This window comes from Moorella thermoacetica, from assembly GCF_001267405.1.
GTDB classification, from domain to species: Bacteria; Bacillota; DSM-521; order Neomoorellales; family Neomoorellaceae; genus Neomoorella; species Neomoorella thermoacetica.
This window is the reverse complement of the sequence record NZ_CP012369.1, coordinates 948,526-961,142: the sequence shown is the minus strand read 5'-3', so window position 1 is coordinate 961,142 and position 12,617 is coordinate 948,526. Positions and strand designations below refer to the sequence as shown.

Genomic DNA, 12,617 nt, shown 5'->3' with positions numbered 1-12,617 from the left:
CCACACCACCATCGGGTCAAATTTTTAGGCCACCAAAACGCCTCTCCCTCTGCTGGTAATCCAGCAAGGCCCGGCGCAGGTCTTCCCGCCGGAAATCCGGCCAATAGATATCGGTAACCCAGAACTCTGTATAAGCAAGCTGCCAGAGGAGGAAATTACTCACCCGCATTTCTCCGGAAGGCCGGATCAAAAGGTCCGGGTCAGGCAGGCCGGCGGTATACAAGAAGTTATTAATTACCTCTTCATCGATTTCCCCGGGGTCAAGCTCCCCCCTGGCCACCAGGGTGGCAATTCGCCGGCAGGCGTCTACCAGTTCACTCCGGCCCCCGTAATTCAAGGCAAGGTTAAGGATTAACCGCTTATTGGCGGCCGTTTCTTTCCTGGCCCGCTCCAATTCTTCCCTGGCCTGCCGGGGCAGGCCCTCCAGACGGCCGATGGCTCGTACCTGAACCCCTTCCCGCCGTAATTCCGCTAATTCCCGGCGCAAATACTCTACCAGCAGGTTCATTAACCCTTCTACTTCTTCGTGGGGCCGTTTCCAGTTCTCGGTGGAAAAGGCATAAACGGTAAGAATACCGATCCCCCAATCAACACAGGCCCGGACAATATCCCGGAGGGATTCCACCCCGGCCCGGTGGCCGGCCAGCCTGGGGAGGCCCCGGCTGCGAGCCCAGCGACCGTTACCATCCATGATAATGGCCACATGACGCGGCAGGCGTTCCCGGTCTAATTCCTGGCTCCCATCTTCCCTTGTCTTCCGCGACCGGGAACGTTTTGTCAGGAAACTAAACACCACTTTTCCTCCCAGGGTTCATGGCTATAAAACAAACCCCCTCACTGGAGGGGGTTTGTTGCCATCTTACTCTGCTACGATGGCCTCATTCGGACAGGCTTCCATGCAAGTACCGCAATCAGTGCAGAGTTCCGGGTCAATCTCATACTTGTCTTCGCCCTCAGAGATGGCGCCGTTGGGGCATTCGTCAGCACAAACGCCACATGCCAGGCATTCTTCAGTTATCCGATGGGACATGGTCTCTCCACCTCCTTTCACTGGTGGTCAGTATCTACATAAGCCAGGACCAGGTCAACCTGGCCGGCTCCCACCAGGCGCACGCGTACGACACGGCCGGCGTCTTCTTCCCCCGGAGCAGGGCGCCGGGGACCGGTGTAAGTATACTTCTGAAGCTGCCACCCTGTTGCCGTCAGAGCTTTCCTGGCCTCCGCCAGGGTAAAACCTAGGCAGTCAGGCGCCTCCATGGTTAAACCTCCATAATCTCTGCTTCCTTGGTGGCCAGGATCTTGTCAATGATCTGGATATAGTTGTCGGTGGTCTTTTGTACCTTTTCCTGGGCCCGCTTGACCTCGTCTTCGGAGGCCTCTTTGTTTTTCTCACTGGCTTTTAATTTATCATTGGCCTCCCGGCGGGCGTTACGGACCATAACGCGGAACTCTTCCGCCTTTTTACGGGCAACTTTTACCAATTCGGAACGCCTTTCCTCCGTCAACTGGGGAATGGTAATGCGGATTACGGTTCCGTCACTGGACGGGGTCAGGCCCAGATCAGATTTCAAGATGGCCTTCTCGATCTCCGGCAGGATGTTACGATCCCAGGGCTGAATAACCAGGAGCCTGGCTTCCGGTGATGAAACAGTCGCCAGCTGATTCACGGGTGTCGGCGTGCCATAATAGCTTACCAGGACTTTCTCCAGCAGGGCCGGGTTGGCCCGGCCAGCCCGCAGGGACGCCAGTTCCCGCCGTAAACCCTCTACCGCCTTCTTCATTTTCTCTTCTGCTTCCTGGAGGATGTCAGCCAGCATTACTCCAACCTCCCAACATAGGTGCCTATTGGTTCACCCAAAATCGCTTTCAGGATATTACCTTTTTCTTTAATCCCAAAAACAATAATGGGGATGTGGTTATCCATGCACAGGGAAGTTGCCGTGGAATCCATGACGCCCAGGCCGCCGTTAAGGACGGTGAGATAATCCAGGTCTTTGAGGCGTTTGGCTTCCGGATTGATTTCCGGGTCAGAGTCATAGACGCCGTCGACCCTCTTGGCCATTAAAATAACATCGGCTTCTAGTTCCGCCGCCCGCAGGGCTGCTGTAGTGTCGGTAGAGAAATAAGGATTACCTGTCCCGGCAGCAAAAATGACTACCCGCCCCTTTTCCAGGTGACGGATGGCCCGGCGGCGAATATAGGGTTCAGCAATCTGGCGCATCTCAATGGCCGTTTGGACGCGGGTATCTACCCCTTGGTTCTCCAGGGCGTCCTGTAGGGCCAGGGAATTAATTACCGTAGCCAGCATACCCATATAGTCAGCCGTAGCTCGATCCATTCCCCTGGCGCTCCCTTTAACTCCCCGCCAGATATTACCTCCGCCAACGACAATAGCTACATCTACACCAAGTTCCCTTACCTCTTTAATCTGGCTGGCAATGGAAGTGATAACCTCCTGGTCAATACCAAAACCTTGATTACCGGCCAGGGCTTCGCCGCTAATCTTCAAGATAACTCGTTTATATTTGGGTTGACCCATACCCTGTCCTTACCCCCGTAACTCATGTATACTTTCTACATGTTCCTTAAAATTCCTCTTTCCCCGTGGAAAAAAAGAGCACTCCCGTGCTCTTTTTCCGGTTGTCTATTCTTCCGATTGAACAATCCCCTCGCCAACTTCATACCTGACAAAGCGCCGGACGACTATCTTCTCGCCCAATTTGGCGATTTTTTCATTGATAAGATCCTGAACGGTCCGGTCCATATCTTTAATAAAGGGTTGTTCTAGCAGGCAATTCTCCTGATAAAATTTTTCCAGCCGACCGGCAATTATTTTTTCTACCACTTTCTCCGGTTTGCCTTCATTGAGAGCCTGAGCCCTTAAAATCTCTTTCTCTTTGGCGAGAACCTCTTCAGGTACGTCTTCACGGGCCACATACTCCGGTCGGGAAGCAGCCACCTGCATGGCTAGATTGTGGACCAGATCCCGGAAATCTTCGGTCTTGGCCACAAAGTCGGTCTCACAGTTAACTTCAATTAAAACGCCAATCCGGCCACCGCCATGGATATAGGCGTGCACTAGACCTTCACTGGCAACCTTGCCGGCACGTTTGGCGGCTGTAGCCAGCCCTTTTTTACGTAAGTATTCAATCGCCTTTTCCATATCGCCATTGGCCTCGGTGAGGGCTTTTTTGCAGTCCATCATACCAGCCCCCGTCCGTTCCCTCAGCGCTTTCACATCTGCAGCCGCAATCATGTTTTCACTCCTGTCCTGGTTATAATCGAACTAGCCTGGGGATCTAGTGCGGATTATGTAAGCGCAGGCCTGGAGCCTACGCCGGGATTATTATTCTACTACTGCTTCTTCCTCCGGCTGATCCTGACCTTGCTGGCCTTCAATAACGGCATCGGCCATTTTACTGGTCAAGAGACGGACAGCCCGGATAGCATCATCATTACCGGGGATTACATAATCTATTTCGTCGGGATCACAGTTGGTATCCACTATGGCCACAATGGGAATACCAAGGCGCCGGCCCTCGGCAACGGCAATCCGCTCTTTTCGCGGATCGATAATAAAGAGGGCGTCGGGCAAGCTTTTCATTTCTTTAATACCGCCCAGGAAGCGCTCAAGTTTCTCCCTTTCACCACGCAGGTGGGCTACTTCCTTCTTGGGCAAGAGATCAAAGGTACCCTCTTCTTCCATCCTTTCCAGTTCCTTTAGGCGTTCAATACGCCGACGGATGGTCTGGAAGTTGGTCAATGTCCCGCCCAGCCAGCGCACATTGACATAGAACATACCACAGCGTTCGGCTTCTTCCTTAACGGACTCCTGGGCCTGTTTCTTTGTCCCTACGAATAGGACCTTACCGCCATCCCGGGAGAGATCACGGATGAAGTTGTAAGCCTCTTCGATCTTTTTGACGGTGCGCTGGAGATCAATGATATAGATCCCGTTACGTTCCGTAAAGATATATGGAGCCATTTTGGGGTTCCAGCGCCTGGTCTGGTGACCGAAGTGAACCCCGGCCTCCAGCAACTGTTTCATGGAAATAATTGCCATGTAAGGCCACCTCCTCTAGTTTTAACCCGCCGCTACCATCATCCGTCCTAGAGGACCGCTGTACGGCACTGCTCCCGGCGTCCGGCGCGTGTGGAATCAAACACCAGAGGTTAGTATAGCATAAACCTCTGGTGCCGGCAAGTCATAAAGCAACAGCAACGACCATTATCACTAAAAATAAACTAAAACTGACTTAATGCCGGAGTTTCTCCAGTTCCTCCAGCAGGTGATCATTCAGGACGCGTATATAGGTACCCTTCATCCCCAGGGATTTGGATTCAATAACCCCGGCGCTTTCGAATTTACGCAGGGCATTGACGATAACAGAACGGGTGATGCCCGCCCGGTCAGCTATCTTACTGGCTACCAGGATACCTTCATCGCCGTCCAGTTCGGCAAAGATATGCTCCACGGCCTCCAGTTCGGAGTAAGACAGGGTTGCCAGGGCCACGTGGACAGCAGCCCGCTTCCTGGCTTCATCCTCAATTTTGTCGGCCTTGGCTCGCAGGATCTCCATACCGACTACCGTCGCGCCATACTCGGCCAGGACCAGGTCCTCATCGTCAAAGCGGACATTGAACTTGGACAGGACCAGGGTACCCAGGCGCTGGCCACCGCCGATGATGGGTACCACCGTTGTTAATTTGTTGTTGAAGACGCATTTTTTATCCATATCGAAAACGCAACCGTTGCCAACCTGGCAGAAATTGGCCTGAGTTTCGTCAATACGTAACAGTTGTTCGTTATACTGTTCCGGGAATCTTTCTGATTGGAAGACAATCTCCTCCATGATGTCGCAGGTGAAGCCTTCAACAAAGGCGTATCCCAGAACGCGAGCATGACGGCCAACGATATAGACGTTGGCTCCCAGGACGTCACGCATGACGCTGGCCATTTCCTGAAAATCAACCGGATTACCCGCCGCCCTTTGCAGGAGGCGGTTGATTTTTCTTGAGCGCTCAAGAAGAGTCTCCATAGGCATTCCATCTTCCTTTCTTTAGAGTATATATGCTTGCACATCGGTACGCTGCATGATGTCACCTAATTGTTTACGTACATAGGTGCGATCGATTACTACTTTACGCTCCTGCACCTCTGGCGCTTCAAAGAGGAGATCCTGCAGTATTTTTTCTAGAATGGTGTGCAGGCGCCGGGCACCGATGTCTTCGCCTTGAGTATTTACAGTATAAGCAATATCGGCAATTTCCGCAATAGCATCGGCTGAAAATTGTAATTCTATACCATCTACTGCAAGTAATGCTGTATATTGCTTTAACAGGGAATTTTTGGGTTCAGTTAAAATACGCTGAAAATCTTCACGACCCAAACTCTTAAGTTCGACCCGCAAGGGGAAACGCCCCTGGAGTTCAGGGATTAGGTCCGCCGGTTTGGCCACGTGGAAGGCGCCGGCGGCAATAAAGAGAATATGGTCTGTTTTTACCGGGCCGTATTTGGTTTGCACCGTAGTTCCTTCAACAATGGGTAGGATATCCCGCTGGACTCCTTCCCGGGAAACATCAGGGCCGTGGCTGCTCTCCCGGCCAGCTATTTTATCAATTTCGTCCAGGAAGATAATGCCCTCCTGTTCCACCCGCTGGACGGCTATGGCAGCGACATCGTCCATGTCGATGAGCTTGTCGGCTTCCTGCTGGGTGAGGATCCGCCGCGCTTCGGCTACGGTTACCAGGCGCTTGCGCTTACGCCGGGGGAGCATATTGCCCAGCATATCCTGGAGGTTTATACCCAGCTCTTCCAGTCCCAGCCCGCCCAGGATGACGCCCCCGGGGCCCGTGGTGTCTTCTACTTCGACCTCTACCATCATGTCTTCCAGTTCCTGGCGTCGCAGTTTTTCCCTGAGGATGGCCCTTTTCTCCCTCAGACTCTCTTCCTCCAGGACCGTACCCTCACTGTTCACCTGGGCACCGCCGAAAAGAACCTCCCAGGGGTTATGGGTACCCTTCTCTTTACCCTGCCTAGGAACAAGGAGGTCGAGTAACCGTTTTTCGGCCATCTTGGCGGCCTTAGCCTCTACTTCAGCCCTTTTCTCTATTTTAACCATTCTCACGGCATTTTCTACCAGTTCCCGGATCATCGATTCAACATCGCGGCCCACATAGCCTACTTCGGTAAAGCGGGTGGCTTCCACCTTTAAAAAGGGTGCCCCCACCAGTTTGGCGAGCCGGCGGGCGATCTCCGTTTTACCAACGCCCGTCGGCCCAATCATAATGATATTCTTGGGTAAAACCTCATCTCGCAGCTCCGGGTTCAGCTTCTGGCGGCGGTAACGGTTGCGCAGGGCCACCGCCACACACTTCTTCGCCTCTTCCTGGCCAATAATGTAGCGATCCAGTTCGGCTACTATCTGCCGGGGCGTAAAATCCAATCATTTTCCCCCCTCAGGGTTAAAGCTCTTCAACAATAATGTTGTTATTAGTATAGATGCAGATGGAGGCCGCAATGTTCATGGCTTCCCTGGCGATCTCCCCGGCCGTCATACTGGTATGGGCCACCAGGGCCCGGGCCGCTGCCAGGGCATAAGGGCCACCGGAACCAATGGCTGCAATACCGTCATCGGGCTCTACAATTTCGCCGTTACCGGAAATAATCAGGAGGTGTTCTTTATCAGCCACAACCAAAAGGGCTTCCAGCCGCCGCAAGAACCTGTCGGTACGCCACTCTTTCCCCAGTTCAACAGCGGCCCGTTGGAGATTGCCATGATAAGTCTCTAATTTAGCCTCGAACTTCTCAAAAAGGGTAAAGGCATCGGCCACGCTGCCAGCGAAGCCTGCCAGGACCCTGTCCTGGTAAAGGCGACGTACCTTTCGTGCCTTGTGCTTCATAACAGTATTGCCGAAAGTCACCTGGCCATCGCCGGCCAGGGCTACCCGACCCTGATGGCGGACGGCGATAACTGTTGTCCCTTCCATGGTCTACCCTCACCTTCGATTATCTATATTATCACGGCTGGCCCGCGGGTGGAACTGGCGGTAAACCTCACGCAGCTGGGACTGGCTGATGTGGGTGTAAATCTGGGTCGTCGCCAGGCGGATATGGCCCAGGAGTTCCTGGACCACCCTCAGATCCGCCCCTCCCTCCAGCAGGTGGGTAGCAAAGGTGTGGCGGATAGTATGGGGGGAAACCCCCCTCCGCAGGGCGGCCTTTTCTACGTAGTGGCTCAGGCGTTCCCGGACTCCCCGGGTTGTTAACCGCCCCCCCAGGTGATTCAAGAAAAGGGCCCTGGGTTCAGGAGGGATACGCCGGGCGGCCAGTTCCGGACGGGCCCGATGTAAATAATTCTCCAGGGCCTTAACAGCATAGCGACCAAGGGGTACCACCCTTTCCCGCCGGCCTTTACCCAGGACCCTGGCATAACCTGCTACCAGATCCAGGTCATCCTGGTCCATGCCTACCAGTTCAGCCACCCGGATACCGGAGGCGTAGAGCGTCTCCAGAATAGCTCGGTCCCTCAAACCCAGGGGAGTAGTCGCCGGGATACTTAAGAGTTTTTCCATTTCAGCATGGCTCAGACAGCCGGGCAATCTTTTCTCCCGGCGGGGGCCGGATAACAGGGCGACGGGGCTGCTCTGTACCTGCCCCGCCCGTAGAAGGAAGCGATAAAAAGCACGCAACGCGGCCAGTTTACGGTTCATGCTTGACCGCTGCTGGCCCAGCTGGTTCAGCCAGCCCAAGTAGCGCCGCACCATCCAGATATCGACTGCTGCAGGGCCTGCTTCCTGGCCCGCGCGTCCTGCTACGAAGGCGGCGAATTGTTCGATATCAGCCCGGTAGGCATCGACGGTACAGGGCGAAGCCTGCCTTTCGCCTTTTAGATACAAAAGAAAACCCTCCAGGGCTTCCCCAAAGGTAACTCCGGGCATTACCTCACCCCCGGACTGCATATATGCTATCATAATCACTTTTAAAGTGCAAGTTAATTGCCGGAAAATTCACCGCTACTGTTCCAGATTTCTAATGCCCTGGCCGCCAGGATCCGGTTACGTTCGACGCGGTTTTTCACCCGGTGTTCCAGGGGCGGCAGGAGACCGTAATTAATATGCATGGGTTGGAAGGGAGTGTGGGTGGGATCCGTTATATAATGCAGAAGGGCCCCGTGGGCCGTGGCCGGAGGAGGAATCAGGGGTTCCTCTCCCCGGGCGAAACGGGTGGCATTGACGCCGGCCACCAGGCCGCAGGCAGCAGATTCTATATAGCCCTCGACACCAGTTAACTGGCCGGCCAGGAAGAGCCAGGGATATCCCTTCACCTGCAGGGTCGGTTGGAGCAGACGGGGTGAATTAACATAGGTATTACGGTGCATCACGCCAAAGCGGACAAACTCGGCTTCCCTGAGACCTGGAATCAGGCGGAAAACTCGCTCCTGCTCCCCCCACTTGAGACTTGTCTGGAACCCCACCAGATTATACAGGGTACCGGCGGCGTTATCCTGGCGCAGCTGGACCACGGCATAGGGCTCTCGTCCTGTGGCCGGGTCGATTAAACCCACCGGCCGCATGGGTCCAAAGCGCAAGGTGTCAGGGCCCCTGGCGGCCATAACCTCCACCGGCATACAGCCCTCAAATACCACTTCGGGCTCAAACTCATGCCGGGGATGGCGTTCAGCTGTCACCAGGGCCTGATAAAAAGCCTCGTATTCCTCTTTATTTAGGGGACAGTTGAGATAATCGTCCTCCCCCCTGCCATAGCGGGAGCCTTTAAAAATACGGCTGTAATCCAGGGATTCAGCGGTAACAATAGGGGCCGCCGCGTCATAAAAATAGAGGTACTCAGCACCGGTAAATTCCTTTAGAGCCCGCACCATGGCCGGTGAAGTCAGTGGCCCGGTAGCAATAATCACCGGGCCGTTATCAGGAATAGCCTGGACTTCTTCTCTAATAACAGTAATCCCCGGGTGGGCTTCCAGTATTGCCGTTACCCTGGAAGCAAATTCCTCACGGTCTACGGCCAGGGCCTTGCCCGCCGGTACCCGGCAGGCTGCAGCTACCTCCATAATCAAAGAACCGGCCTGGCGCATCTCGGCCTTGAGCAGGCCGGCGGCGTTTTCTAGAGAATCAGCCCGCAGGGAATTGGAGCAGACGAGTTCGGCCAGGTATCCTGTACTATGGGCCGGGGTAAGTTTGCCCGGCCGCATTTCCCAGAGTTCAACTTTCATTCCCCGCCGGGCGGCCTGCCAGGCAGCCTCGCTACCGGCCAGGCCGCCACCGATAATAATCACTTTATCAGACAACTTTTCTCCCCTGCCAAATACTATTTTGCCTGCCGGACCTCTTCTACATAGCCACATTCTTTTTGGGGACAAACGAGGCGGCTACCCTGACGTGAGGCCTTCTCTACCAGACGCTTACCACAGCGCGGGCAGGTTTGATTGGTTGGTTTATCCCAGGAAACATAGGTGCAACGGGGATAGTTCTGGCAGCCGTAAAACTTCCGCCCCCTTTTCGTCCGCCGGGCAACGATCTGGCCGCCGCACTCCGGGCAGTTGACGCCGATGGTCTCCAGCAGGGGCTTGGTAAAACGACACTCCGGGAAACCGGGACAGGCCAGGAATTTGCCGTAACGACCCATCTTGACCACCAGGTTGCGACCACAGAGTTCGCATTTTTCCTCGCTGACCTCTTCCGGCACCTCCACCGTACCTATCTCAGCCTCAGCCTTTTCCAGGACCTCCTCGAAGGGGCCATAAAACTCCGCCAGCACCTGGCGCCAGGATATCTTCCCGGCTTCAATGGCATCCAGTTGCTCTTCCATATGGGCCGTGAATTCAACGTCTATTATTTTCGGGAAATGTTCCTTTAACAAAGCGACGACTACCCGGCCCAGTTCCGTGGGAACAAATTGTTTCTGCTCCCTGGTGACGTATCCCCGCTGGAGGATGGTTTCAATGGTCGGCGCATAGGTACTTGGTCTGCCGATACCCAGTTCCTCCATAGTCTTGACCAGGGTAGCTTCAGTATAGCGAGGCGGGGGCTGGGTGAAGTGCTGTTTGGGTTCCAGGGATTGCAGTTTCAGGGTCTGGCCTGTGGCCAGGGGTGGCAACCGCTGCTCCTGGTCCTTATCTTCACCATCCCTGCCCTCCTGGTAAACCTTTAGAAAACCCGGAAACTTGACGACCGAACCCGTCGCCCGGAAAAGACACGGCCCGGCAGTAATATCCACCGTCACGGTATCCATCACAGCCGCCTGCATCTGGCTGGCAACAAAACGCTCCCAGATAAGATTATAAAGGCGAAACTGATCGCGGGTCAGGATGTTTTTCAGGGACGCCGGCTCACGCCAAACTGAGGTCGGCCGGATGGCCTCATGGGCGTCCTGGATATCTTTGCGCCCCTTATACTGACGTAAACCTTCCGGAACATATTCCGAGCCGAAGCGTTCCATCAGAAAATCGCGGGCTTCCAGCTGAGCCACACTGGCCACCCGGGTGGAATCCGTACGGATATAGGTGATAAGACCTACAGGGCCCTGGCCGCCTCCCAGGTCAATACCCTCGTAGAGTTGCTGGGCCACCTGCATGGTACGCCGGGAGGTAAAGTTTAATTTCCGGTAGGCTTCCTGCTGCAGGGTACTGGTAGTAAAGGGAGCAGCCGGATTTTTCCGGCGTTCCCGCTGCTTTACTTCAGCTACAACATAGGTGGTTCCTTCCAGGGAATGAAGAATTGACTCCATTTCCCCTTCGTTTTTAACATTTAAATCCTCGCCGGCATATTTCACCAACCTAGCAGGAAAAGCCTCACCCTCGTTCTCCGGCAATAGCCAGGCTGTAAGGCTCCAGTATTCCTCCGGTTGAAAGGCTTCGATTTCCTGCTCCCGGTCGACTATCAAGCGCACGGCTACTGACTGCACCCGGCCGGCACTTAAACCTTTACGGACTTTGCGCCAGAGGAGAGGGCTTAAACGGTAACCTACCACCCTGTCCAGGATGCGCCGCGCCTGTTGGGCATCTACCCGGTCCTGGTCGATCTTCCGGGGTTTCTTGACCGCTTCCTGGATGGCATTGCGGGTAATCTCGTTGAATTCGATCCTGATGGCTTCATCAGGAAGGCCAAGGAGGTGCTGAAGGTGCCAGGCAATGGCCTCTCCTTCACGATCCGGGTCCGGGGCCAGTAAAACCCTCTGGGCCTTCTGGGCGGCAGCCCGCAGTTCCTTGACAATTTCACCCTTGCCCCGGATGGTTATATAACGGGGTTCAAAATTATTTTCCACATCAACGCCGAACTGGCTTTTGGGTAAATCCCGGACATGCCCCATGGACGGCTTGATGGTATAATTCTTACCCAGGAATTTGCCAATGGTTTTTGCCTTGGCCGGGGACTCCACGATAACCAAGGTCTTGGCCAACATACACCCTCCTTAGCAACGCACATAAAAACCTCCCGGCAACCGCCGGATCAATTGCTTCATCTCCAACATGATTAAAGCTGTATTAAGTTCACCGGCCGGTAAACCAGTGGCCGCCATAATGACATCCAGGTGAGATGGGGTCGCCTCCAAAACGGCCAACACCTTCTCCTCGATAGCGTTCAGGGTTACAGAGGCCCGAGTTTCTTCCCGGGGTAAACTCCATAGCGACCGGGGCTCATATTCTTCCAAAATATCTGCTACGCCGCTTACTAACTTGGCTCCTTGCTTAATCAAATCGTGTGGGCCCTGGCTATAACGGCTGGTGATGGGACCTGGGACCGCAAAAACATCGCGGTTTTGCTCCAGGGCCAGGTCGGCAGTTATGAGGGCGCCGCTCCTGGCCGCCGCCTCGACTACCACTGTCCCAGCCGTCAGGCCGCTGATAATCCTGTTCCTGGCCGGAAAATGGCCGGCATCCGGCGGCGTCCCTGGGGGAAACTCCGAGATAATTGCCCCGTGTTCCATAACCTGGCGGTAGAGTTCCCGGTGTTCCCGCGGGTAAACTATATCAACGCCGCAGCCAAGGATGCCCCAGGTCAATCCCCCGCCCTTGATGGCGCCCCTATGGGCAGCAGCATCAATACCCCGGGCCAGGCCACTGACTACCCCTACGCCAGCCTCCGCCAGGCCGGCCGCCAGTTCTTCGGCCACCTTCAGACCGTAGGCCGTCGCCCGGCGGGTACCAACAATGGCTATCTTAAAGCCTTCCCCCGGCAACCGGCTGCCCCGCCAGTAAAGAACCGGGGGCGGGTCGTAAATACGTTTCAATTCCGGAGGATAGACTTCTTCTTCGATGGTTATGACCCCGATGCCGGCAGCAGCCAAGGAAACCATTATTTTCTCCGGATGTACCTGGCGGCGCCAATTTAGCAGGGAAACTGCTCCTTTACCCAGGCCCTCCAGGGTTAAGAGTTCCCCTTCCGGAGCCTCCCAGGCAGCCCGGGCACCGCCAAAGTATTTGACCAGTTGCAGGACCCGGCGGGCTCCCAGGCCGGGTGTCTGCTGCAGGGCTACCCAGAATGGTTTTTCCTCCATGGTTTCTCCCCTGTCCCTATCTACAAAGTAATCGGAGCCACATGGTACGGTTTCTTAAAAGGATATCTATTTTTTACCGGCCCGTCAAGGTCGCATTCGA

Annotated in this window: 14 protein-coding genes; all 14 read right to left on the bottom strand. The window is 54.9% G+C overall.

All coding sequences use genetic code 11. The features are described 5' to 3' along the window. Positions 1-16: 16 nt before the first annotated feature. Entirely contained in the window at positions 17-796 is a 780-nt protein-coding gene (gene uppS / locus MOTHE_RS04825) for an undecaprenyl pyrophosphate synthase (RefSeq protein WP_011392552.1), read from the bottom strand. A gap of 63 nt (positions 797-859) precedes the next feature. Continuing rightward, on the bottom strand, positions 860-1,030 hold the full coding sequence (fdxA, locus tag MOTHE_RS04820) for a 4Fe-4S ferredoxin (protein ID WP_011392551.1): 171 nt from the start codon (positions 1,028-1,030) through the stop codon (positions 860-862). 17 nt (positions 1,031-1,047) lie between these two features. Further along, entirely contained in the window at positions 1,048-1,257 is a 210-nt protein-coding gene (locus tag MOTHE_RS04815; RefSeq protein ID WP_011392550.1) for a hypothetical protein, read from the bottom strand. Between the two features lie 2 nt (positions 1,258-1,259). After that, positions 1,260-1,817 carry a ribosome recycling factor gene (gene frr, locus MOTHE_RS04810; RefSeq protein ID WP_011392549.1) on the bottom strand — a complete coding sequence of 186 codons (558 nt, stop codon included), beginning with the start codon at positions 1,815-1,817 and terminating at the stop codon, positions 1,260-1,262. Further along, complete coding sequence (gene pyrH, locus MOTHE_RS04805; protein ID WP_011392548.1) at positions 1,817-2,539, bottom strand: UMP kinase; 723 nt, start codon at positions 2,537-2,539, stop codon at positions 1,817-1,819. The genes frr and pyrH overlap by 1 nt, the downstream gene beginning before the upstream one ends. A 105-nt stretch (positions 2,540-2,644) precedes the next feature. Next, complete coding sequence (gene tsf / locus MOTHE_RS04800; RefSeq protein WP_011392547.1) at positions 2,645-3,256, bottom strand: translation elongation factor Ts; 612 nt, start codon at positions 3,254-3,256, stop codon at positions 2,645-2,647. A gap of 90 nt (positions 3,257-3,346) precedes the next feature. Further along, on the bottom strand, positions 3,347-4,063 hold the full coding sequence (rpsB, locus tag MOTHE_RS04795; RefSeq protein ID WP_011392546.1) for a 30S ribosomal protein S2: 717 nt from the start codon (positions 4,061-4,063) through the stop codon (positions 3,347-3,349). Between the two features lie 193 nt (positions 4,064-4,256). Then, the gene (gene codY, locus MOTHE_RS04790) at positions 4,257-5,039 is read right to left on the bottom strand and encodes a GTP-sensing pleiotropic transcriptional regulator CodY (RefSeq protein WP_025774472.1); all 783 of its coding nucleotides are present in this window, start codon (positions 5,037-5,039) and stop codon (positions 4,257-4,259) included. A 21-nt stretch (positions 5,040-5,060) separates the two neighbouring features. Further along, on the bottom strand, positions 5,061-6,446 hold the full coding sequence (gene hslU / locus MOTHE_RS04785) for an ATP-dependent protease ATPase subunit HslU (protein WP_011392544.1): 1,386 nt from the start codon (positions 6,444-6,446) through the stop codon (positions 5,061-5,063). Between the two features lie 19 nt (positions 6,447-6,465). Then, positions 6,466-6,990, bottom strand: coding sequence for an ATP-dependent protease subunit HslV (gene hslV, locus MOTHE_RS04780; RefSeq protein ID WP_011392543.1), 525 nt, complete (start codon positions 6,988-6,990; stop codon positions 6,466-6,468). Positions 6,991-6,999: 9 nt separating this feature from the next. Then, a complete protein-coding gene (gene xerC, locus MOTHE_RS04775; RefSeq protein ID WP_011392542.1) occupies positions 7,000-7,941 on the bottom strand; it encodes a tyrosine recombinase XerC in 942 nt (313 codons plus the stop codon). 53 nt (positions 7,942-7,994) lie between these two features. Continuing rightward, a complete protein-coding gene (gene trmFO, locus MOTHE_RS04770; RefSeq protein ID WP_011392541.1) occupies positions 7,995-9,308 on the bottom strand; it encodes a methylenetetrahydrofolate--tRNA-(uracil(54)-C(5))-methyltransferase (FADH(2)-oxidizing) TrmFO in 1,314 nt (437 codons plus the stop codon). A gap of 20 nt (positions 9,309-9,328) precedes the next feature. Then, positions 9,329-11,422, bottom strand: coding sequence for a type I DNA topoisomerase (gene topA, locus MOTHE_RS04765; protein WP_011392540.1), 2,094 nt, complete (start codon positions 11,420-11,422; stop codon positions 9,329-9,331). A 9-nt stretch (positions 11,423-11,431) separates the two neighbouring features. Next, on the bottom strand, positions 11,432-12,517 hold the full coding sequence (gene dprA, locus MOTHE_RS04760) for a DNA-processing protein DprA (RefSeq protein ID WP_011392539.1): 1,086 nt from the start codon (positions 12,515-12,517) through the stop codon (positions 11,432-11,434). Positions 12,518-12,617 lie beyond the last annotated feature (100 nt).

Coding starts and splice junctions, on each gene's coding strand:
- pyrH (WP_011392548.1), bottom strand. CDS start 2,539: ATGGGTCAACCCAAATATAAACGAGTTATCTTGAAGATTAGCGGCGAA.
- codY (WP_025774472.1), bottom strand. CDS start 5,039: ATGGAGACTCTTCTTGAGCGCTCAAGAAAAATCAACCGCCTCCTGCAA.
- hslV (WP_011392543.1), bottom strand. CDS start 6,990: ATGGAAGGGACAACAGTTATCGCCGTCCGCCATCAGGGTCGGGTAGCC.
- MOTHE_RS04815 (WP_011392550.1), bottom strand. CDS start 1,257: ATGGAGGCGCCTGACTGCCTAGGTTTTACCCTGGCGGAGGCCAGGAAA.
- rpsB (WP_011392546.1), bottom strand. CDS start 4,063: ATGGCAATTATTTCCATGAAACAGTTGCTGGAGGCCGGGGTTCACTTC.
- fdxA (WP_011392551.1), bottom strand. CDS start 1,030: ATGTCCCATCGGATAACTGAAGAATGCCTGGCATGTGGCGTTTGTGCT.
- topA (WP_011392540.1), bottom strand. CDS start 11,422: ATGTTGGCCAAGACCTTGGTTATCGTGGAGTCCCCGGCCAAGGCAAAA.
- tsf (WP_011392547.1), bottom strand. CDS start 3,256: ATGATTGCGGCTGCAGATGTGAAAGCGCTGAGGGAACGGACGGGGGCT.
- dprA (WP_011392539.1), bottom strand. CDS start 12,517: ATGGAGGAAAAACCATTCTGGGTAGCCCTGCAGCAGACACCCGGCCTG.
- xerC (WP_011392542.1), bottom strand. CDS start 7,941: ATGCCCGGAGTTACCTTTGGGGAAGCCCTGGAGGGTTTTCTTTTGTAT.
- frr (WP_011392549.1), bottom strand. CDS start 1,817: ATGCTGGCTGACATCCTCCAGGAAGCAGAAGAGAAAATGAAGAAGGCG.